At 70.1% G+C, this 20,767-nt stretch carries 21 protein-coding genes; 9 read left to right on the forward strand and 12 right to left on the reverse strand.

The window, feature by feature from the left end; translation table 11 throughout:
* Positions 1–11 precede the first annotated feature (11 nt).
* Positions 12–896 carry an NmrA family NAD(P)-binding protein gene (locus tag ACFIMZ_RS33390; protein WP_431823687.1) on the reverse strand — a complete coding sequence of 295 codons (885 nt, stop codon included), beginning with the start codon at positions 894–896 and terminating at the stop codon, positions 12–14.
* Between the two features lie 185 nt (positions 897–1,081).
* Between ACFIMZ_RS33390 and ACFIMZ_RS33395 the strand changes: the two genes are divergently transcribed.
* Both ACFIMZ_RS33395 and ACFIMZ_RS33400 read left to right on the forward strand, forming a co-directional pair.
* Entirely contained in the window at positions 1,082–2,290 is a 1,209-nt protein-coding gene (locus ACFIMZ_RS33395) for an MFS transporter (RefSeq protein WP_431823688.1), read from the forward strand.
* Positions 2,290–2,415 (forward strand): hypothetical protein, encoded by a 126-nt coding sequence (locus tag ACFIMZ_RS33400; RefSeq protein ID WP_431823689.1) that lies wholly within the window; start codon positions 2,290–2,292, stop codon positions 2,413–2,415. The genes ACFIMZ_RS33395 and ACFIMZ_RS33400 overlap by 1 nt, the downstream gene beginning before the upstream one ends.
* A 9-nt stretch (positions 2,416–2,424) precedes the next feature.
* Here ACFIMZ_RS33400 and ACFIMZ_RS33405 read toward each other — a convergent pair whose 3' ends face one another.
* Positions 2,425–3,333: a LysR substrate-binding domain-containing protein gene (locus ACFIMZ_RS33405; protein WP_431823690.1), complete on the reverse strand. Its 909-nt coding sequence runs from the start codon at positions 3,331–3,333 to the stop codon at positions 2,425–2,427.
* 95 nt (positions 3,334–3,428) lie between these two features.
* Between ACFIMZ_RS33405 and ACFIMZ_RS33410 the strand changes: the two genes are divergently transcribed.
* Complete coding sequence (locus tag ACFIMZ_RS33410; protein WP_431823691.1) at positions 3,429–4,619, forward strand: MFS transporter; 1,191 nt, start codon at positions 3,429–3,431, stop codon at positions 4,617–4,619.
* Positions 4,620–4,635: 16 nt separating this feature from the next.
* On the opposite strand, the gene ACFIMZ_RS33415 is transcribed toward ACFIMZ_RS33410, so the two are convergent.
* On the reverse strand, positions 4,636–5,565 hold the full coding sequence (locus tag ACFIMZ_RS33415; RefSeq protein WP_431823692.1) for a helix-turn-helix domain-containing protein: 930 nt from the start codon (positions 5,563–5,565) through the stop codon (positions 4,636–4,638).
* On the opposite strand from ACFIMZ_RS33415, the gene ACFIMZ_RS33420 reads away from it, so the two are divergent.
* On the forward strand, positions 5,558–5,965 hold the full coding sequence (locus tag ACFIMZ_RS33420; protein WP_431823693.1) for a hypothetical protein: 408 nt from the start codon (positions 5,558–5,560) through the stop codon (positions 5,963–5,965). The two genes, ACFIMZ_RS33415 and ACFIMZ_RS33420, sit on opposite strands and share 8 nt — an antisense overlap.
* A 6-nt stretch (positions 5,966–5,971) precedes the next feature.
* Here ACFIMZ_RS33420 and ACFIMZ_RS33425 read toward each other — a convergent pair whose 3' ends face one another.
* Positions 5,972–6,997: a GlxA family transcriptional regulator gene (locus ACFIMZ_RS33425; RefSeq protein WP_431823694.1), complete on the reverse strand. Its 1,026-nt coding sequence runs from the start codon at positions 6,995–6,997 to the stop codon at positions 5,972–5,974.
* A 102-nt stretch (positions 6,998–7,099) separates the two neighbouring features.
* Between ACFIMZ_RS33425 and ACFIMZ_RS33430 the strand changes: the two genes are divergently transcribed.
* A complete protein-coding gene (locus ACFIMZ_RS33430; protein WP_431823695.1) occupies positions 7,100–7,624 on the forward strand; it encodes a tautomerase family protein in 525 nt (174 codons plus the stop codon).
* 134 nt (positions 7,625–7,758) lie between these two features.
* Here ACFIMZ_RS33430 and ACFIMZ_RS33435 read toward each other — a convergent pair whose 3' ends face one another.
* Positions 7,759–8,202: a MerR family transcriptional regulator gene (locus ACFIMZ_RS33435; RefSeq protein ID WP_431823696.1), complete on the reverse strand. Its 444-nt coding sequence runs from the start codon at positions 8,200–8,202 to the stop codon at positions 7,759–7,761.
* 101 nt (positions 8,203–8,303) lie between these two features.
* Here ACFIMZ_RS33435 and ACFIMZ_RS33440 point away from each other — a divergent pair, with 101 nt between their 5' ends.
* Positions 8,304–9,539 (forward strand): NADH:flavin oxidoreductase/NADH oxidase family protein, encoded by a 1,236-nt coding sequence (locus ACFIMZ_RS33440; RefSeq protein WP_431823697.1) that lies wholly within the window; start codon positions 8,304–8,306, stop codon positions 9,537–9,539.
* 12 nt (positions 9,540–9,551) lie between these two features.
* On the opposite strand, the gene ACFIMZ_RS33445 is transcribed toward ACFIMZ_RS33440, so the two are convergent.
* The 3 genes from ACFIMZ_RS33445 to ACFIMZ_RS33455 form a co-directional block, all read right to left on the reverse strand.
* Entirely contained in the window at positions 9,552–10,475 is a 924-nt protein-coding gene (locus tag ACFIMZ_RS33445; RefSeq protein WP_431823698.1) for a LysR family transcriptional regulator, read from the reverse strand.
* 46 nt (positions 10,476–10,521) lie between these two features.
* The gene (locus ACFIMZ_RS33450) at positions 10,522–11,781 is read right to left on the reverse strand and encodes an MFS transporter (protein ID WP_431823699.1); all 1,260 of its coding nucleotides are present in this window, start codon (positions 11,779–11,781) and stop codon (positions 10,522–10,524) included.
* Positions 11,782–11,893: 112 nt separating this feature from the next.
* Positions 11,894–12,847, reverse strand: a complete 954-nt coding sequence (locus ACFIMZ_RS33455) for a LysR family transcriptional regulator (protein WP_431823700.1) — start codon at positions 12,845–12,847, stop codon at positions 11,894–11,896.
* A 100-nt stretch (positions 12,848–12,947) separates the two neighbouring features.
* Between ACFIMZ_RS33455 and ACFIMZ_RS33460 the strand changes: the two genes are divergently transcribed.
* Both ACFIMZ_RS33460 and ACFIMZ_RS33465 read left to right on the forward strand, forming a co-directional pair.
* Positions 12,948–14,306 carry an NAD(P)/FAD-dependent oxidoreductase gene (locus ACFIMZ_RS33460; RefSeq protein ID WP_431823701.1) on the forward strand — a complete coding sequence of 453 codons (1,359 nt, stop codon included), beginning with the start codon at positions 12,948–12,950 and terminating at the stop codon, positions 14,304–14,306.
* A 280-nt stretch (positions 14,307–14,586) separates the two neighbouring features.
* Positions 14,587–15,021 carry a phosphatase gene (locus tag ACFIMZ_RS33465; RefSeq protein WP_431823702.1) on the forward strand — a complete coding sequence of 145 codons (435 nt, stop codon included), beginning with the start codon at positions 14,587–14,589 and terminating at the stop codon, positions 15,019–15,021.
* 25 nt (positions 15,022–15,046) lie between these two features.
* Here the strand turns inward: ACFIMZ_RS33465 and ACFIMZ_RS33470 are convergent, their stop codons facing one another.
* Entirely contained in the window at positions 15,047–16,045 is a 999-nt protein-coding gene (locus ACFIMZ_RS33470) for an NAD(P)H-quinone oxidoreductase (RefSeq protein ID WP_431825429.1), read from the reverse strand.
* 187 nt (positions 16,046–16,232) lie between these two features.
* Between ACFIMZ_RS33470 and ACFIMZ_RS33475 the strand changes: the two genes are divergently transcribed.
* Entirely contained in the window at positions 16,233–17,099 is an 867-nt protein-coding gene (locus tag ACFIMZ_RS33475; protein ID WP_431823703.1) for a LysR family transcriptional regulator, read from the forward strand.
* Between the two features lie 13 nt (positions 17,100–17,112).
* On the opposite strand, the gene ACFIMZ_RS33480 is transcribed toward ACFIMZ_RS33475, so the two are convergent.
* The 3 genes from ACFIMZ_RS33480 to ACFIMZ_RS33490 all read right to left on the reverse strand — a co-directional run bounded on the left by ACFIMZ_RS33480 (position 17,113) and on the right by ACFIMZ_RS33490 (position 20,765).
* Positions 17,113–17,496, reverse strand: coding sequence for a DUF4377 domain-containing protein (locus ACFIMZ_RS33480; RefSeq protein WP_431823704.1), 384 nt, complete (start codon positions 17,494–17,496; stop codon positions 17,113–17,115).
* A gap of 99 nt (positions 17,497–17,595) precedes the next feature.
* Entirely contained in the window at positions 17,596–18,981 is a 1,386-nt protein-coding gene (locus tag ACFIMZ_RS33485; protein ID WP_431823705.1) for an NCS2 family permease, read from the reverse strand.
* A 365-nt stretch (positions 18,982–19,346) separates the two neighbouring features.
* Entirely contained in the window at positions 19,347–20,765 is a 1,419-nt protein-coding gene (locus ACFIMZ_RS33490) for a UbiD family decarboxylase domain-containing protein (RefSeq protein WP_431823706.1), read from the reverse strand.
* Positions 20,766–20,767: the final 2 nt, after the last annotated feature.

Here is a 20,767-nt window from a genome sequence, read left to right on the forward strand (position 1 = left end):
GTGCGCGTCGCTCAGCGCGCGGCGCGTGCCACCAGCGCCGCGAGCGCGTCGCCCGGCTCGGTCCCGCCGAAGCGTCGCTCGGTCGCGCCGTGCTCGACGTCGATCAGCCCGGCGTTGTGCACGTCGTAGAGATCGGTGATCAGGCGCGCATGACGCTCGCCGAGGCCCGCGCGCAGCAGCGTCGCGGTCCATGCGTCACGCGGCAGCTCGCGCGCGACGATCGTCCGGCCGGCCGCCCGGCCGAGCGCATCGGCGACGTCGTGCGCGCTGACGCGCCGCGGCCCTTCGACGCTGACGACGCGCGGTCCGCCGGCCTTCGGATCATCGAGCAGCAGTTCCGCCGCGACGGCGCCGACGTCCGGCGCTGAAACGGCCGGAAACACCTTGTCGACCGGATGGTGCAGGCTCGGTAGAATGCCCGTCGCCAGCGCGACCGGCATGACCCGCGCCCAGTTCTGCAGGTGCTCCGCGGAACGCAGCAGCGTCAGGCGCGTGGCGATGGGCTTCATCCGTTCCTCGAGGTCATGGAACAGGCTCGTGATGCCGGTGTCGATGTCCAGCTCCGCGCCGTAGTCCGACAGCGCCAGCAGCACCGGCGGCGGATTCGCGGCGAGCGCCGCGGCCGCGACGCCGATCATCCGCCGCATCGTCGCCGCGGGATCGGCGTCGGCGGCAGGCACCGGGCACAACATCTGCACGCCGTGCGCGCCGTCGAGCGCCGCGGCAACCGACCGCTCGTCGGTCAGGTCGGCGAGCACGACGTCGCAGCCAATGCGCGCGAGCCGCTCGCGATGACGCGCGTCGCGCACGACCGCGCGCACGGGATGGCCTGCGTGGCGCAGCGCCGTGGCGGTGGCATGGCCGACGTTGCCTGATGCGCCGAAGATGACGAACACGATGCGCTCCGGTTGGGGGGATGTACGGCGATTATCGGCACGCGTGGCCGCGCCGGCGCGCATGCACGGATGAAACGAGCACGATAGGATGACGGTGTCGGCGCAACGCAGCGTACCGCTCGCTGTTCATTGCTGTTGCATTCCGATTAATTGACCCGCTTCCAATCTGCCGGACAAGAACGACGATGAGCGAACTGACCAACGGCCACACTCGCGGCGCACCGGACGCGGGCGACGCGTCCACGCGCCGCCGCTCGCTATGGGCCGCGTGCGGCGCGCACGCGGTGCACGACGGGCTGACGGACGTCATCTACGTGCTGCTGCCGATCTGGCAGGCGCAATTCGGCATCAATTACGCGCAGGTCGGCCTGCTGCGCGGCGCCTATTCCGGCATGATGGCCGGCTTCCAGCTGCTCGCGAGCCGCGCGGCCGGCCGCTGGGGACGCAAGCGCCTGCTGGTCGGCGGCACCGCGCTCGCCGGCCTCGCATACCTGGTCGCCGGCCAGGCCGGCGGGCTCGCGGTGCTGCTGATCGCGCTCGTGCTGGGCGGGCTCGGCGCGAGCACCCAGCACCCGCTCGCGTCGTCGATGGTCACCGATGCGTACGAGGCCGGCGGCGGCGTCAAGGAAGCGCTGTCGCAATACAACTTCTCGGGCGACATCGGCAAGACGCTGATCCCGGGGCTGATCGGCCTGCTGCTGACGGTCGCGACGTGGCGCACCAGCGCGACGCTGATCGGCCTGCTCGGCGTGGTGTCGGCGGTGCTGATGGCGTGGCTGATTCCGTCGCAACACACGGCACGTGCCGCACGCAAGACAGCGCCCGGCGCAGCGGCCGGCGCCGGCTCGTCCGCCGGCTTGCGGGCGCTGCTGGCCACCGGCACCCTCGACAGCGCGGTGCGGATGGGGTTTCTCACGTTCCTGCCGTTCCTGCTGAAGAGCAAGGGCGCCGGCACCGCCGGCATCGGCCTCGCGCTGACGCTGCTGTTCGTCGGCGGCGCATTCGGCAAGCTGCTCTGCGGTTACCTGGGCGCGCGCATCGGCATGATGAAGACGGTGTGGCTGACCGAGTCCGCGACGTCGATGCTGATCCTGCTCGCGGTGTTCGCGCCGCTCGTCGCGATGATGGCGATGCTGCCGCTGCTCGGGCTCGCGCTGAACGGCACGTCGTCGGTGCTGTACGGCGTCGTGCCGGAACTGGCGGGCGCCGGCCGGCGCGACCAGGCGTTCGCGCTGTTCTATACGGGCACCATCGGCGGCGGCGCGCTGGCGCCCGTGGTGTTCGGGCGCCTCGGCGACGTCGCCGGCGTTCCCGCCGCGCTGATCGCACTGGCGGCGTTGCTGCTGCTGACGCTGCCGTTGTCGTGGTACGTGCAGAAGGGGCTGGAGCGCTGATGCACGTCGCGGGCGAGGCGCGTCCCGCCCGGCTTGCCAATATGTCCACCGAAGAAGTCGTGCTCCTCGTCATTTCCTCGCCGCCGACGGCCGGCGATCGAACCAACCTCGGATCGCTGTCCTGACGCGGCCGTTCACGCGCCCGCGGTGCGTGCGGGCGCGAGCGCTTTCGCAAGCGCGACGAACCGCTCGACGCAGGCAGAAGCAAACGGCTCGCGCCACAGCACGGTCTGTTCGAGCACCGGCGCGCCGGCCAGCGGCACGTAGGCGACGCCCGGGCGCTGCAGCGCCGACGTGAAGCCCGGCACGATCGCGACGCCGCGCTCCGCGGCCACCAGCGACACGAGCGTCGTGATCTGCGAAGCGGTCGGGCCCAGCCGCGGCGCGACGCCGGCCTGCTCGCACAGATCGTCCAGCGTCGCGTTCAGCGCGGAGCCGTAGCCGGGCGGATACGTGACGAAGGGCTCCGCCGCGAGGTCGGCGAACGCGATCGTCGCGTTGCGCGCGTGCGCGCTCTGCGCGGGCACCGCGGCGACGAGCGGCTCGCGCGCGACGACGAGGGACCGGACGCACGCGCCGGCCGCCGTCGCCGCGGACCAGCCGAACCCGACGTCCATCGTGCCGTCGGCGATCTGCTGGCGCTGGCCGGCGGTCGACACTTCCCGGAACGCGAGTTCCACGTCCGGCATGCCGCGGCCCGCATCACGGACGAGCGTCGAAAATGCGTCGGACATCGGAATCGAACTCGCGTAGCCGATCACGATGCGGCCGGCGATGCCCTGCGCCATCTTGCGCGCAGTCGCTTCCGCGTCGCCGACCGCCTGGATCACGCTGCGCGCCTGTTCGAGAAACAGCGCGCCTTCCGGCGTGAGACGGACCGCGCGCGTCGACCGCTCGAACAGCCGCACGCCGAGCTCGGCTTCGAGGGCGGCGATGTGACGCGTCAACGGCGGCTGCGCGATGCGCAGGCGCAGCGCCGCGCGCCCGAAATGCAACTCGTCCGCGACGGTCACGAAATAGCGAAGGCGGCGCAGGTCGAGCATTCTTGTCTTTCCGGTATCAATGGCGACGAAAACGGTATTGGCGCGCGCGCGGCCCGATCGTCAGACTGTCACGTGAACCAGACAGGGCGTCATCCGTGAACAACCGCATCGTCCGAACCGCCTTCTTCCTGTGCGGATTCGCAGCCTTTCTCGATCTCTATGCAACGCAGGGCATCCTGCGCGAACTCGCCGCCGCGTTCGACGTGAGCGCGGAGCGCGCGGGCCAGGGCGTCAGCGCAACCACGCTGGCCGTCGCCATTATCGCTCCGTTCGCCGGCGCGCTGGCCGCGCGCTTCGAGCGCCGGACCGTGATCGCCTGCGCCGCGACGGCCGTCGCGCTGCCGGTCGTGTGGTCCGCGCACGCGGCGAGCTTTCCGTCGTTTCTCGCCGCGCGGTTTGCCGCCGGCGTGCTGGTGCCGTTCATCTTCGCGATCTCGATCGCGACCATCGGCGAGACCTTCAGCCGCGCCGAAGCGACGGAAGTCGGCGCGCTGTTCATCGCCGGCACGACGCTCGGCGGCTTCGCGGGCCGCTTCGTCACCAACGTCTTCACGTCCGCATTCGGCTGGCGCCATGCGCTCGACATCGTCGCCGCGCTGTGTCTCGCGACCGGCGTCGCGATCCATGCGTGCCTGCCGGCGTCGCGCGGCGCGCGCCCGGACGCCGCCGCCGGACCGTCGCGATGGCAGCTCGTCAAGCGCGGGCCGCTGCTCGCATCGTTCGCGATCGGCGCGTGCGTGCTCGCGTCGCAGGTCGCCACGTTCACGTTCGTCGGGCTGCGCCTCGCGCGTGCGCCGTTCGGCTTCGACACGGCCGCGATCGGCGCGATCTATGCGGTGTTTCTCGTCGCGGTCGTCGTCACGCCGCTCGCGGGACGCGTCGCCGCGCGTCGCGGGCCGCGCGACCTCGCGCTCGCGGCCGCGGGGCTCGCGATCGTCGGCGCGATGCTGACGCTGTCGAACAGCATCGCGTTGATCCTGACCGGTCTCGCGCTCAGCTCGACCGCGGTGTTCGTCGAGCAGGCGGCGGCCAACGCATTCATCTCGCAGCGCGCGCCGGACGCGCGATCGACGGCGATCGGCCTCTACCTGTCCTTCTATTATTTCGGCGGCAGCCTCGGCTCGATCCTGCCGGTGCCCGGCTGGCATCGCTGGGGCTGGGCGGGTTGCGTCGCGTTCATCGCCGGCGCGCAGGCGATCGTCGCCGCGCTGGTGTGCTTCGGCTGGCGGACCAGGCCCGCGGCCGGGTTCGAGGCCCGGACCGACGCAGGACAACAGGCCGGATAGCGGTCCGTGCTCGGATTCAGTGCGGGGCGGGCCGATCGTCCCCGGCGCTGCCGGCGACGCGCGACGCGGCCTGCCCCGTCGCGGCCGCCGAGCGGGCGATCTCGCGCGGCGTCGCGCCGAGCAGGCGGTTCATCCAGTTCGCCATGTGGCTCTGATGCGCGAATCCCGCTTCGAGCGCGACCTGGCTGATGCTGAGCCGGCCTTCGAGCAGCAGCGCCTTCGCGCGTTCGACGCGGCGCAGCACGACGTATTGATGCACGGGCATGCCGAGCGTCTCGCGAAACAGCACCTTGAAATGCGGCACGCTGATCGCCGCCAGCGCGGCGAGTTCGGACAGCGTCAGCCGCCGCTCGAGGTTGCCCTCGATGTAGTCGATCACGCGCGCGGCAGCCTTCGGCGCAAGCGCGCGCCGCCTGCCGCGAAACGCCGGCGCGGCGTCGACGAGCCGCGCGACCAGCGCCGTGCACAGGCTTTCCGCGTAGAGCGGGTCCGATGCGTCGTCCGCTTCCAGCTCGGCGGACAGCGCCCACGCGATGTGCTGCAGGCGCGGGTCGCGCACCTGCATGCGCCGGCGGATCTGCGCCTGCGACGGCTTGAGTTCGAGCTGGTCGAAGGTCGCGCGCGCGAACGCGTCGCTGATCGAAATGCGCAGGATCCGGCAGTCGCCGTCGTCGGTCCACTGGCCGGGCAGCCCGGCCGGGATCACGTCGGCGTCGCCGTGCGCCTGGATGCGCGCGGACCGGCTCCCGTCGCACACGCAGTGCGCGCGCACGGGCGCGCCGACATGCACGCCGACCCGGTGATAGTCGGCCGCCGGAATCCGGTGGGTGCCCGCGCGGATGCCCAGCAGCGCCGCGCCGAAGCCTTGCCAGCCGCGTTCGGCGCTGGAACGCAGGATGACCGGCACGCCGTGGTCCGGGTGCGCGGCCGGAGTCGCATTGCTCATCGCATCCTCAACTCAAGTCACGAATCGAATGCGCATTGTGACGCCGTTTCGGCCGGCGCGCCTGCCGTCGGCCGCGCATCGTGCGAACACGCGAAAACGATCATCCGTTTCTGTTCGAGCCGATCCTTGCATGCGCGCGGGCGCGCGATCGGCTCGCTACGATCGGGGGCATTCGACCCTTCCGGAGACCGCCATGCAACCCTGTTGTTCGCGGCGAACGGCGTTCGCCGGCCCGCTTCCGCCCGCGTCGTTGCGGAAGGCGCCGCGAAGCGGCTCCCGGGCTGTGCGCTCGGCAATCGCCGCAGCCGGCGCATTCGTGCTCGGCATCGTCGGCTGGCGATGGTTCGAATCGTTGCTGAATGCGGTTCCGGACAGCAACGACGACTTCGGGATCGTGTGAGGTACGTTACCGTCCCGCCGGACGATCGACGGAATCGTCCTCCACGCCGGGTTCCAGCGATTGCGCGAACCGGCGCTGGTACTCGCGCGGCGACAGCCCCGTCTTGCGCTTGAACAGCTGCCGGAACGTGCTCAGGTCGCCATAGCCGACCTGCTCGCCGATCGCGTCGAGGCTGACGTTGCCGGCTTCCAGCAAGCGCTTGGCGACCTCGACGCGCAGCGTCTGCAGATACCCCAGCGGTGCATCGCCCACCGCCTGCCGGAAACGCCGGTTGAGCGTCCGCTCGCTGACGGCCAGCTCGGCGGCGAGGTCGGCCAGCCGGAACCGTTGCCGCAGCGTCGCCTCCATCCGGCGCTGGGCCCGCGCGACGAGCGGGTCGGTATGCCCGTGGTCGTCGAGCAGCGTCGCGTACGACGCTTGCGACGCGCGATTGACGTCGATCAGCAGCAGCTTCGCGACGCGCGCCGCCAGCCGCGGATCGGCGAGCCGTTCGACGACGCGCAGCGCCAGATTGAGATAGGACGTCACGGCGCCGCTGCACACGATGCCGGCCTGCTCCGTCATGACCTCGTGCGCGCGCAGCTCGACCTTCGGGTAGCGCCGCAGGAAATCCGTCGCCCTCGCCCAGTGGGTCGTCGCGATCCGGCCGTCGAGCAGCCCGGCCTCGGCCAGCAGATAGCTGCCCGTGCAATACGACGCGAGCAACGCGCCGGCCTGATGCTGGCGGCGCAGCGCGGCGGACAGCGCGCGCACCCGGTCGTCGCGGGCGAGGAACGTGTCCATGTCGGCGACGAACGGCGCGGTCACGAGGATCGCGTCGGCGCGCTTGCGGGCGTCGATGCGCCCGTCCACCGCGATGGCCTGGCCGGAGGCGGCGCGCACGGGCTGGCCGTCGAGCGACTCGACGCGCCAGACGAGCTTCGGCGACGACGTGCCCGCGCCCAGGCTGTTCGCGGCGTTGAACACGTCGATCGGGCCGGCGACGCCGGACGCCAGGATCCCGTCGTAGACCCAGATGCGGACGATGGCCATGCTGTCTGAATTTCCTTGGAGAATGGCGATCCTGCCACTCGCCGCAACGTGGCGCAAGCGCGATGATGGTCCCGTCCCAACCACTGACGAAGGACGATCGACATGCCGATGATCGACGCACTGATTCCGCAGGACGCACTGACGCCCGAAGCCGAGGCGCGCCTGCTCAAGGAGATGACGGACATCCTGCTGCGGGCCGAAGGCTTCGAGCCGGACAACGCGAACGCGCAAAGCGTGTCCGTGCTCTTTCTGCACCGCCCGGCCGCGACGTTCGTGGGCGGCGCGCCATCGACGCGGCCGCGCTACCGGATCGTGCCGACGGTGCCGGAAGGGCAATACACGGATGCCGCGCGGGAAACGCTCGTCAGGGAGATCACCGCGGCCGTCGTGCGCGCCGAAGGCGGCACGCACGAGGACGTCGCGCCGCGCGTATGGGTCTTTCCGAAGGAGATGCCGGACGGCCAGTGGGGCTCGCGCGGCACGATCCGCCGGCTCCCCGACATCCAGGCGTTCATCGCCGGCGAGCACGAACGGCAGACGGGCGCGGAACGGCTCGCGCGGCGGCGGCGCGACAAGGCGCGCGCGGTACTGGCAAGCGCCGTCGACGCGATCGACCAGATCGACTGACCCGCGCCGCCGAACAGCGATCGCACGGAGGCGCCGCGTCGGCCATCGCTGCGCGGCGGCACGCTCTCCCGAAGCGACGGCTCATTTGCGCGTTGCTGCAGGGCGCTCGCGACGCGCGGCCCGCTCGCGCCGCGCTACGGATTGCCGGCCGCTTTCCTGCGCCCGCCGAAATCCTGCGAAGGCGCCGCCCGCCGTGCGCGCCGGCCCTTCGCGGCCGCCGCCGGCGCTTCCGCCTGCAGCGCGTCCACCTTGAGACACCGCCCCGCCTCCCATTCGGCCTGAAGCGTGTCGCGGATCCGCTGCAACTCCCTGCGCTGCCCGTCCAGCTTCGCGCGCAGCGCGTCGATCTCGTGCAACCGCTCGTCGATGCGCGCGAGCAGGCCCTCTTTCGCGAACGCGTCCATGTCCTCCGCGACGCCGCGCATTTCATCCAGCGAGAAGCCGAGCCGCTGCGCGAGCTGGATCTGCCGCAGCCGCTCCGCCGCGGCTTCGTCGTAGATCCGGTAGCCGTTCGCGCCGCGGCCGGCCGGCGGCAGCAGGCCGCTCTGTTCGTAGAAGCGGATGGCGGACGTCGTCATGCCGGTCCGTGCGGCCAATTCCCCGATTTTCACAGTGCTTGACCTTCAAGTTGACTTGAAACCTAGTATAGGCGCATCAAGCCTATCGAAGAGGTCTTCCCGTGACGACATCGCTCTTTACCCCGCTGACGCTGCCCAACGGCGCCACCCTGCCCAACCGCATCGCGAAGGCCGCGATGGAGGAAAACATGGCCGACCCGGGCCAGTTGCCCGGCGAAGCGCTGCGACGCCTGTACGCCGCGTGGGGCGCCGGCGGCACAGGGCTGCTGATCACCGGCAACGTGATGATCGACGCGCGCGCGCTGACCGGCCCGGGCGGCGTCGTGCTGGAACGCAGCACGCCGCTCGAGCCGTTCCGCGCGTGGGCGGCCGCGGCGCGCCGGCACGGCGCGCGCGTGTGGATGCAGATCAACCACCCCGGGCGGCAGGTGCTGGCGGCGATGGGCCGCGACGGCTGGGCGCCGTCCGCCGTGCCGGTCGACCTCGGCCGGCACAGCAAGCTGATCGCGGCGCCGCGCGAGATGACCGAAGCCGAGATCCACGAGGTGATCGAGCGCTTCGCCGACACCGCGGCGGCGGCCGAGGCGGCCGGATTCGACGGCGTGCAGATCCATGCGGCGCACGGCTACCTGATCTCGCAGTTCCTGTCGCCGCTGACCAACCGGCGCCAGGACGACTGGGGCGGCTCGCCGGAAAACCGCGCGCGGCTGCTGATGTCGGTCGTGCGCGCGGTGCGCGCGCGGGTCGGCGCCGCGTTCAGCGTCGCGGTCAAGCTCAATTCCGCGGACTTCCAGCGCGGCGGGTTTTCCGAGGACGACGCGAAGCAGATCGTGCTACAGCTCAACGAATTGCCCGTCGATCTCGTCGAACTGTCCGGCGGCAGCTACGAAAGCCCGGCGATGCAGGGCCGCGCGGCGGACGGTCGCACGCTCGCGCGCGAAGCCTATTTCCTGACGTTTGCGCGCGACATCGCCGCGATCGCCCGGATGCCGGTGATGACGACCGGCGGCATTCGCCGGCAACCCGTTGCGGAAACGGTGCTCGAGCAGGGCGTCGCGGTGGTCGGCATGGCGACCGCGCTGGCGTCCATCCCGGATCTGCCGCAGCGCTGGCGCGACGGTCAGGCGATCGACGCGCCCGTCGTGCAGGTCAATTGGCGCGACAAGGGCGCCGCCGGCCTGGCCACGATGGCGCTCGTCAAGCGCAGCCTGCGCGCGATCGGGGCGGGACAGCGTCCGCGGCGCCGCTACTCGGCGATCCTGACCCTCGTGCTCGACCAGCTCCGCACGCGCAAGCTGACGCAGCGGTATCGCCGGTGGAGTCCTGCGGGCGCGTGACGCGGCGCGGGCTCATGCTTCGCGCAACCGCGCCGCGTCCGTCGCGAACGCCGGACGCAGGTGCGCCTCCAGGATCTTCATCACGGCCTGCGTTTTCGCCGGCGTCGGCCGCGCGGCCGGATACAGCGCATGCAGCTCGAAGCCGGGCACCGTGTGGCCGGGCAGCAGCTCGACGAGCCGGCCGCTCGCCAGTGCATCACCGCAGACGGGTTCCTGCAGCACGCCGATGCCCGCGCCGCCGACCAGCATCTCGTATGCGGGCCGCCAATGGCTCGTGCTGACGACGATATCGATCGGCGTCGACCGCGGCGCTTCCGATGCGCGCGCCAGCCGCAGCTGACCGTCGGCGAACAGTCCCGCCACGCGGATGAACGGATGCGCGGCGAGATCGGCCGGCTGCTCCGGCCGGCCGTGCGCGTCGACATACGCGCGCGCCGCGACCAGCACGCGGCGCACATGGCCGAGCCGGCGCGCGACGAAGTTGCCGTTCCCGAGCTCGCCGAGCCGCAGTGAAATGTCCACGCCTTCGGTCACCGGGTCGGTGATGGCGTCGTTCAGCACGAGATCGATCTGCAGCTTCGGATGCCGTTCGCGGATCGCCGCCATCACGCCGGGCAGCACGACCTCGCCGATCCCGTGCGGCGCGGCGATCCGGATGCGTCCGCGCACGGCGTCGTCGCCGGGGGTCACCGCGGCCTGCGCTTCGTCCGCCGCGTCGAGGACGACCTTGCTCTTCTGGTAGAACAGCGCGCCCTCGTCCGTGCACGACACCGCGCGCGTGCTGCGCAGGAGCAGCCGGACCCCGAGATGCCGTTCGAGCCGCTCGATGCGATCGCTGACGGCGGGCTGGCCGAGGCCGAGATCCCGCGCGGCGCGCGACAGGTTGCCCCGCTCGACCACCCGCACGAAGATGCGCATCGCGGACAGCAAATCCATAGGTTCTCCGGTAGTGGCAGTGAACGGCACGAGCCGTGTCCGCGCACTATACGCGTTGCGCGCCGACGCGCACCGCCGGCGCGGCCCAGCGCCGGCCATACGCCGTCATCACCGCGAAGCTCAGCACGAAGCTCAGGCCGCCCGTCGCCAGCAGGCCGAGCTCGCCCAGCACGGGCAGCAGGTTCGTGAGGAAGCCCGTCACGACCCACGCGATCGCCATCACCGAACCGGCGACGCCGAGCGCCCAGCCCTGCCGGTCCTCGGCGACGGCGTCCGAGTACGCGGTGTACATCGTCGTATAGGCGACCATGTCGAAGCACCCGACCACCATCCCGAGCGCCCACAGCGCGCCTTCATGCGGGAACAGCGCCGACAGCAGCTGGCCCACGCCGGCGACGAGCAGCCCCGTCCTGGCGATCTCGACGACGCCCCACACCTTCAGCATCAGCCGGACAACGACCACGAGCCCGAACACGAAGCAGATGCCGATCAGGCCGCTGAACAAGCCGAGCTGCGCGCTCGTGTACTGGAAGCGCGTCTGCAGCGCGAGCATGATGGTCTGCAGATACAGCCCGTAGCCCACCTGCATCAGGAAGAACACGACCGACAGGCACGCGACGCGGCCGTGCGCGCCGGCCTCCCAGATGATCCGCACCGGCAGCAGCAGATCGACGCGCGCGCCGCCGGCCGGCGCGACGGCGTCGCGATAGCAGCGCGCCGTCCACAGCCCGCAGGCGACGCTGAGCGCGGCGACCAGCAGGAACGGCGTGCCGTAGTTGAAGAACGGCGCGATCGTGCGGTCCGACGTCAGGCCGCCGAGCACGGGGCCGACGATCACGCCCGCGCTGAACGCGACGGACATGATGCTCATGTTGTACGCCTTGTTCTCCGGCGTGCTGAGATCCGCGATCGCGGCCTGCGCGATGCCCTGGCAGCCGGCCATCAGGCCGGTGAGGCCGCGCCCGGCCAGCAGCAGCACGATGCTCGGCAGCAGCGCGCCGAGCGCCATCAGCAGGTAGCCGAGCGCGAGGCCGAACACGCACAGCAGCATGATCCGGCGGCGGCCGTAGGCGTCGGACAGCTCGCCCATCAGCGACGAGCCGAAGAACATGAAGAACGGATACACGCCGTATCCGAGGCCCAGGTAGAAGTTGCGCAGGTGCGCCGGCGTATCGGCGCCGATCACGCCCGAGCGGGGATCGGAAAAGATCGCCGCCATGATCGGGTACACGAGCCCGAACCCCATCGCGTCAATCGCGATCGCGAGCAGGCACGGACCCAACAGTTTCAGGTTCAGCTTGGACATGTGTGGCCTCGGCAGTAACGGGATCGTCACGGTAGCCGGCGGCCGTGCGCGCGAGTAGTGTCGTCGCGGCAATCTCAGTCATCGGAAAAACCGATGAGCGGCGCTGCGCCCCTTACTTGCGGCGCCGCTCGTGGAGCGCCACCGTCGCGCCGTCGATGACGGGCGCGCCCTGCTTGATCAGGAAATCGCGGAACAGCCCGGTCACCTGCGAGATCCGCCGGTCGGCCAGCGTCACCACGACCCATTCGCGCTCGATCGGGTTGCCGGGAAACGGCAGCTGGCCCAACAGGCCCGTGCGCAATTCGAGCGCGCACGCATGCAGCGACAGGAACGCGACGCCGAGCCCGGCCTCGGCCATCTGCTTGATCGCCTCGTTGCTCGACAGTTCGGAGCCCACATGAAACTTGAACCCGGACGACTTGAACAGGCTCTCCACGGTCGTGCGCGTGCCGGCGCCGCGCTCGCGCACCAGCAGGTGCGCCGATTCGAGATCCTTCAGCGACACGCGCTTGCGCTGCATCAGCGGATGTCCCGGCGCCGCGACGAACACCATCGGATGCTTCGCGAACTCGACCGCGTGGGTGCGCAGCTCCTTCGGCGGGCTCCCCATCACCGCGAGATCGATTTCATGCGTGGCGAGCATGCGGATGATGTCGTCGCGGTTGCCGACCTTGAAATACGTCTTCACATGCGGACGTGTCGCCGTGAACTTGACGAGCAGCGGCGGAATCAGGTACTCGGCCGTCGTGATCGCGCCGATCCGCAGCGTGCCGCCGAGCTCGCCGGTCAGCGCCGCCACCTCGTCGCCCGCCTCGCTCCACAGATGCAGGATCTCGCGCGCATAACGCGCGACGATCTCGCCCGCCGCGGTCAGCTGCACGCCGCGCCCCACCCGCTGCAGCACTGACGCGCCGACCGCCTCCTCCAGCAGCCGGATCTGCAGCGACACGGCCGGCTGCGTCAGGTTCAGCTCCTGCGCGGCGCGAGACACGCTGCCCAGCCGCGCGATCATGTCCAGCGCCTTCAGCTGCCGGAACGTCGCGGTCTTTCCTATAAGTGAATACATATGGGTCGGCGATAAACATTAAATTGTGTGAGCGGATGCCGAACTATATCGTCGTATCTCGAAATCTGTCATCCGTATCGACAACAACGAGGAGCCTCTCATGGCCACGCCCCTCTTCCCCCCAGCAACGGATCGCGCGACGCGCGTTCCGCGCATCGTGATCGTCGGCGGCGGCGCCGGCGGCCTGCAACTGGCGACGCGCCTCGGCAACACCGTCGGGCAGCGCGGTCTGGCGGACATCGTGCTCGTCGATCGCTCTCCGACGCACTTCTGGAAGCCGCTGCTGCATGAAGCGGCCTCCGGGCATCGCGACCCGGCGAGCCACACGATCGAATACGCGGCGCAAGCGAAGCGGCACGGCTTTCAGTTCGTCCAGGGCGAGCTGCAACGCGTGGACCGGGCGCGGCGCGTCGCGACGATCGGCGCCGTGCGCGACGGCGACGGCTCGGAAATCCTGCCGCCGCGGGACGTGCACTACGACGACCTGGTGCTCGCGGTCGGCAGCGTGACGAACTTCTTCAACGTGCCGGGCGCGTCCCGCCATGCGCTCCCGCTCGAAAACGTCGAGCAGGCCGAGGATTTTCGCCGCAAGTTCCTCGCCGCGTGCGCGAAGGCCAACCATCTGGCGGAACGGCAGCCGGACCGGCGCGCGCCGCCCGTCTGCATCAACGTGATCGGCGCGGGCGCGACCGGCGTGGAGCTCGCCGCCGCGCTCACGCACGCGATCGATCAGCTCGCGGCCTATCGCTTCAAGGCGCTGAGCCCGGAACGCGACGTCCGCATCCGCCTGATCGAAGGCGGCCCGCGCGTGCTGCCGGTGCTCGACGAACGCCTCTCCGCACGCATGCACGCGCAGCTCGTCGCGTTGCACGTCGACGTGCTGACGAGCACGCGCGTGGCGGAAGTCGGAGCCGACGCGATCGTGACGGCGACCGGCGAACGACTCGCGAGCGACATCACGATCTGGGCCGCCGGCGTGGCCGGCCCCGCAATGCTGCGGACGATTGGCGACCTTGCGCTCAACAATGCGAACCAGGTGATCGTGACCGGCACGCTGCAAACGCCGGACGATCCGCACGTGTTCGCGTTCGGCGATTGCGCGGCCTGCCCGTCCGCCGGCGCGCACGGCTTCCTGCCGCCGCGCGCGCAGGTTGCGCACCAGCAGGCCGTGTACCTGAGCCAGGCTTTCGCGCGGCGGCTGTCCGGCAAGCCGGTGGCCGGCTTCACGTTCCGCGACGCCGGCACTGTCGTATCGCTCGGCCACGCCGGCGCGGTCTATCAGGCGGAGCTCGGCATGCGCTCGCGCTCGCTGATCGTCGACGGTCTCGCCGCGACCGGGCTGTACCGGTTTCTGTATCGCAAGCACCTGTTCAGCGTCCATGGCGTGACGCGCGCGCTGCTCCAGGCGTTCGGCCATTGGCTGCAGCGTCGCAGCCAGCCGTCGATCAAGCTGCATTGAATCGACGGCAGCCGTGAGAAGCGCACCGGTTCCACGCGAACCGGTGCACTTTTCCTGTGCACGACGCACACGCAGAATGAAGCAATATCGGGCATCGTTGCGAGCCATGCCGGCAATGCGTCAGGACGCAAATACGCACGCGGAATCGCAAAATCGAGATATCAGTCGAACCTTATGAGTCGAACAAAAAGATTAATTGGTTCTGCATTCCGTTTCGACGATATGGTCGTGGCATTCCCGTCAGCGAGCGGACCATCACGTCTCTGAAGAGGAAACACCCGTGGTCATCGAAGCCATCGTCACCAGACTCGACGCAGCGTTTGAACAAATCGAAGCGACCCCCGACTCGCGCGAATCGCAGCAGCAGCGCGAGACCATCCTGCAATGGCTTGATCATGCTTCGGCGGAAGGCTATCGCCTGGGCCTCGTGACGACCTTGCCGGCGGCGCGGTTCAGCGCGCTGTTCGAGGGGCAGTTCGGCACGGCGAGCCTCGACCGCTTCTCGGTCGTCGTCGCGAATGCCGGCCAGCCGTCCGTGGACGCGAGCCAGCATCCGTACGACGTCGCGCTGCAGGCGCTCGGCGTGCCGCGGGAATGTGCGGCGGCGGTCGCCAGCAGCGAGCGCGAACGCCGGGAGGCCGAAATCTACGGCATGTCCCGCTGCGTGCGGATCGCCGACGTCGCGCGCTCCGCCGCGCCGCTCGGCCACTGCTGAGCGCACGCGCGGGCAGCGCGGCCGTTCAAGCGGTGCGCGCCGCCGCAGTCGTCAGCACGACCTTGCCGATGTGCGCGCTCGCCTCCATCAGTGCGTGGGCGGCGCGCGCATCGTCGAGGTCGAAGGTCCGGTCGATCAGCGGCTTCACCGTGCCGCGACGGATGTGCGGCCAGACCGCCTGCTCGAGATCCTCGATCAGCGCCGCCTTTTCCTCCGGCGTGCGTGAACGCAGCGTCGAGCCGAGGTGCGTGAGACGCTTCGTCAGCATCGGGAACAGGTCGAGCGCCTGCGCCGGCCCCTTGATCACGCCGATCTGCACGATGCGGCCGTTCATCGCGGCCGCCGCGTAATTCCGCGCGACGTAATCGCCGGCGACGATATCGACGACCACGTCGACGCCGCGCCCGTGCGTCGCGCGCATCACCGCGTCGACGAAATCCTCGTTCCGGTAATCGACCGCGACATCGGCGCCGAGCGCGCGGCTCGCGTCGCGCTGCGCGTCGGAGCTGACCGTCGTGATGATCGTCGACGCGCCGAACGCCTTCGCGAGCATCGTCGCCGCGGTGCCGATGCCGGACGCGCCGCCGTGAATCAGCACGCTGTCGCCCGCCGCGAACCGGCCCCGCTGGAACAGGTTCAGCCACACCGTCAGGAAGGTCTCGGGCAGCGCGGCCGCCTCGACCATCGACAGGCCGTCGGGAATCGCCAGCGTGTTGCTTTCGTGCGCCACCGCGTACTCCGCGTAGCCGCCGCCCGTGATCAACGCACAGACGCGCTCGCCAACCGCGAACCGGGTCACGTCGCGCCCGACGGCGACGATCTCGCCCGCGATTTCGAGGCCGGGAATGTCCGACGCGCCCGGCGGCGGATCGTACAGCCCCTTGCGCTGCAGCAGGTCGGGGCCGTTCACGCCGGCCGCATGCACGCGGATCAGCACTTCACCGGCGGCCGGCGCGGGCACCGGCCGCTGCACGGGCGCCAGCACGTCGGGCGCGCCCGGCTGCGTGATCTCGATCGCGGTCATCGCCGCGGGACGGGTTTGCGTTACGTTCGACACGACTTCACCTTTTCGAAAGTCCGGATGCGCGGCGGATTCGATCCACACGCCGAATCGCTGCATCGGCTGAAAAAAGTGTAGTGACGCGCCGCGCGCTTGACACGCAGCGAATTGCCGATCGTATGATGCAAATTTGCATCACGCCGGAGGCGCCATGAACTGGGACGACGCGCGCATTTTCGTCGCGCTCCATCGGGAACGGACCTTGCGCGCCGCTGCGCGCGCGCTCGATATCGACCAGGCGACGGTGGGCCGCCGGCTCGCCGCGCTCGAGCATGCGCTTGGCGCGACGCTGTTCCTGCGCACGTCGAACGGCTATGAATTGACGCCGGTCGGCCGGATCGCGATCCGCGCGGCCGAAGCGATGGAACAGTCCGCGCACGATCTCGTGCGCCACACGCAAGGCGTCGACAAGCGCCTGGCCGGTGAGGTGAAGCTGTCGACCACGGACGCGCTCGCGCAGGAATACGTGGTGCCGGCGATCGAGCGCCTGCATGCGAAGCATCCGGACGTGTCGGTGCTGCTCGACACGACGACGCAGGTTCTCAATCTCGCGAAGCGCGAGGCCGACATCGCGATCCGGACCGTCAAGCCGCGCAATCCGGACCTGCTCGCGCGCCGGCTCGCGAGCTGGGAAGTCGGGCTGTTCACGTCACCCGACTATGTGCGTCGCCACGGCGAACCGGTGCCGGGCGAGCGGTTCGCCGGGCACGATCTGGTCGTCTACCAGCCGCATTTCGCGAAGGCGCGCGTGCCGTCGTTCGTCGGGGAACCGCTGGCGGACGGCCGCATCGTCGCGCGGCTCAACACGAACCTGACGCTGCGCGCGGCGCTGAAGGCCGGGCTCGGCCTCTGCGAGATACCGGTGCCGATGGGCGAACGCGACGGCCTCGTGCGCGTCTGGCCCGATCGCGCGAACGATGCGCAGTACGAAATCTGGCTCGTCACGCATCAGGACCTGCGGCACACCGCGCGCATCCGCGTGACGATCGACGAGATCGTCGCCGCGTTCGGCGGATAGCCGCCAGCTCGCGTCACTCGCTCGCCGGAGTGCGCGACACGACGCGCTTGAGCACCCAGCGGATCGACGAGCCATCGGCCGGCGGCTGCACGACCTTGTATTCGTCGATCTGGAGTTCGTAACGGAAACCCGGCTGGAAGTCGAAGCCTTCGATGCCTGCGTACCACAGGCTCCACGCGCCGTCGGGCCGGTCGCGCACCTGCAGGCACTCCATCGGCGCGACGCCGACGCAGCGCCTGGTCTGCGGCGCGACGTAGACGGTCTTCGCGACCGGCCGGCCGTCCGCCGGCCGGGCGGCGGATGCCTGCACATTGCCTGCGCCGGTTTCACACGCAGCGAGCCCTGCCACACCGGCCAGCGCCGCCGTCAACGCCAATCCACGAACAATCCGATTCATCCGACCCTCGACCTTGCAGTTTGAAAGGCCATCAGACCGCGCGCCCGCGCACAGGTTCCGGATGCCGTCGTCGCCTGCGACGCTGCGCGCCGCCGTGCGTCAGATCGCCCAGCCGCCGAGATAGAAGACGACGAGCACGGCCGCGATGCTCACCGTGCCGACGTTGAGCTTGCGGAACTCGCCGCTCGCGATCCGCCCGATCACGAGCGTCGAGAAGCCGAGCATGATGCCCGTCACGATGTTCGCGGTCAGCACGATGAAGACCGCGCACACGAGGCCGGACATCGCGTCGACCATGTCGTCCATGTGCAGCTTGCTGACGCTGCCGAGCATCAGCAGGCCGACGTACATCAGCGCGGGCGCGGTCGCATACGACGGCACGAGCGCCGCGATCGGCGAGAAGAACATCACGACCAGGAACAGCAGCCCGACCACCGCGGCCGCGAGGCCCGTCTTCGCGCCGGCGGCCACGCCGACGCTCGATTCGATGTAGGCCGCCGCCGGCGCGCCGCCGAGGAAGCCGGAGAAGATCGAGCTCACCGAGTCCGCGGTCAGCGCGCGGCCGCCGTTGATGATGCGGCCGTTCTCGTCGAGCAGGCCCGCCTGCCCGGCCACCGCGCGAATCGTGCCGGTCGCGTCGAACACGGCGGTCATCACGAGCGCCAGCACGCTCGGCAGCACCGCGAGCGACAGCGCGCCCTTGATGTCCATCGCGCCGATCAGCGACGCGTGGCCCGGCGCGCTCAGCGAAGGCAGCGCGAACACGCCGCGGAACTTCACGTCCGGATCGAACGCGAGGCCGAACGCCGAGATCGCGATCACGACGAGCAGGATCCCGCCCGGCACGCGGCGCTTTTCCAGCCCGAAGATCGCGGCGAGCCCGATCACCGACATGATCACCGGCAGCGCGGTGACGTGGCCGAGCGACACCGGCAGGCCGGCGCCCGGGTTCTTGACGACGAGGCCGACGTCGTTCGACGCGATCAGCAGCAGGAACAGGCCGATGCCGATCCCCGTGCCGTGCGCGACGCCCGCGGGCAGGTTGCGCAGGATCCACGAGCGCACGCCGGTGACGGAAATGCCGGTGAACACGAGCCCCATCAGGAACACGGCGCCGAGCGCGACCGTCGGCTGCAGGCCCTTGCCGAGCACGAGGCCGAACGCGGTGAAGGCGGTCAGCGAGATCGCGCAGCCGATCGCGATCGGCAGCTTTGCCCACAGGCCCATCAGCAGCGAGCCGAACGCCGTCGTCAGGCACACGGCGACGAACACGGCGCTCGCGTCGAAGCCGGCCTTGCCGAACATGCCGGGCACGACGAACACCGAATAGACCATCGCCAGGAAGGTGGTGATGCCCGCGACGATTTCGCGGCGCCGCGTGCTGCCGCGCGCCGAAATCCCGAAGTATCGGTCGATGGCGCCGTTCGCGCCGAACTCCGCTTGCGCGCCGACGCCGGCGGCCGGCTGCACCGGGGTATCACTCATGAGCTTGCTCCTTTATCAGCATGCTGAAACGGTCTACGTGAACCGTCGTCAGGTTTGTCTCGTCTCTAATGTTGGGGGGGCAACGTCGTCCGCACTTTGCCGTAGCGAAGGGTAGGTGAACAGAACATCACGTCCCATTGGGAGACGAGCATGCAGCGCATGTCGAAGCGCTTATATCGGCGTGAAACCGGGCTTTCCCGCCGCGGAACGCGTGTATACGCCTAGTGGGAATCCGTTAAGGGGAGTATTTGAGTGCGGGATTCGAACCGGGGACGGACCCGGTGGCAAGCGGCGCGTCATTGCGACATTGCGGGTGCTCGCCGGACACGGCGCGCGGGTGTCCCGGGCACGGCGTGAAACAGCGTTCAGCCGTACGCCCGCCGAAACCGCTCCCGCAATCCGAACGGAACCAGGCAGTCGATCACGCATTTGTTGGTAAAGCCCTTCTGCCCGCCGAACACGTAGCTTTCCGACTGAGTGGGGTCCATCGACGTGCCGCGCAGGCTCGGGGTCTGCAGCACGTCACGCTCGAGCCGGCTGCGCGTCGCGATCGCCCACAGCACGTCGTCGGCCGAATGGGGGTTCACGTCGTCGTCGACCAGCACCAGGTTCTTCGTCGTGGCGACCCGCTCCAGCAACCGCATCGCCGCATTCAGCAGCGGCGCGTCGTCGTCGCGCGTGCGCCGCGCGACCTGCAGCACGGTGAACAGGTGCCCGCCGCCCGCGGGCAGCGCGACGGCATCGCGAAACAGGGTCGCGACGCCCTCGTCGTGCAGCACCCGCCAGATCGCCGCCTCCTGCCCGACGCCCAGCAATTCCGACTGCTCCCGCCCCGGGCCGGTCAACGCCGGATAGATCGCGCCGGGCCGCCAGGACAGCGCGCTCACGGCCAGCGTGGTCACCGCGCCGGCGGTCGAGAAATACCCGAGATACTCCGGCATCGAGTGCCCGTGGCCCTGCGGGCCGGCCGACGCGCCATCATGCTCGGCCTCCTTGTCCGCCCCGAGGCTGCCTTCGAGGACGATCTCGGCATGGTCGACATACCACCCGTCGCCGGACGCGCACGGCGCCAGCGCAACGGGCCTGCCGCGCAACGCGCCGGCCACCGCGAGTTCGTCGTCGCCGAACTCGACGGCCGGACTGCTGAGCGCGGCCGCGTAATACAGCGCCGGGTCGAGTCCGATATTGACCGACACCGGAAGCCGCTCGCCCCGCGCGACGTGCCGATCGACGAGCTGCTGCAGATGCCCCTTTGACGAGATCGCCACCACGGTCGAGTTCTGCTTGAGCGTGATCCGGTGTACCGAGCAATTCGCGATGCCGGTGATGGCGTCGCGCGCATAGACGAGGCCGAGCGTCACCGTCGGCCCCGGGTCGCCGGCCGTGCAGGTCAGCGCCGGCAGCCATTGCCGCAGGTCCGGCGCCGTGACCCATTCGCGCGGCGTCGCTCGTGCCGACAGCGTCGGCGCGAGCGGCGAGCGGATGGCGCGGGCGATCCGCTCGCCCGGCCGATCGTCCCCGAGCAGCACGCCGGTGCGCGCGCGGCTGCCGAACAGGCCCATGAGCACCGGAAAACGGCCGCGCGCGGGCCGGCGATATAGCCGCAGCGGCTGCTCCGCCGCAAACCACGACGCAGCGGGCGCTCGATAGGACGCGAGGTAATCGTCGATCAGCCCGACGTGCGGATCAAGCGGCGCATCAATTTCGACCGGCCGCTCACCTGCGCGGGCCAGCGCATCGAGCGCGCTGCGCAGGTCGTGGATTTCGCTCGTCGTGCGCGCCATGC

The sequence above is a fragment of the Burkholderia sp. F1 genome, from assembly GCF_050813845.1.
Taxonomy (GTDB): domain Bacteria; phylum Pseudomonadota; class Gammaproteobacteria; order Burkholderiales; family Burkholderiaceae; genus Burkholderia; species Burkholderia ubonensis.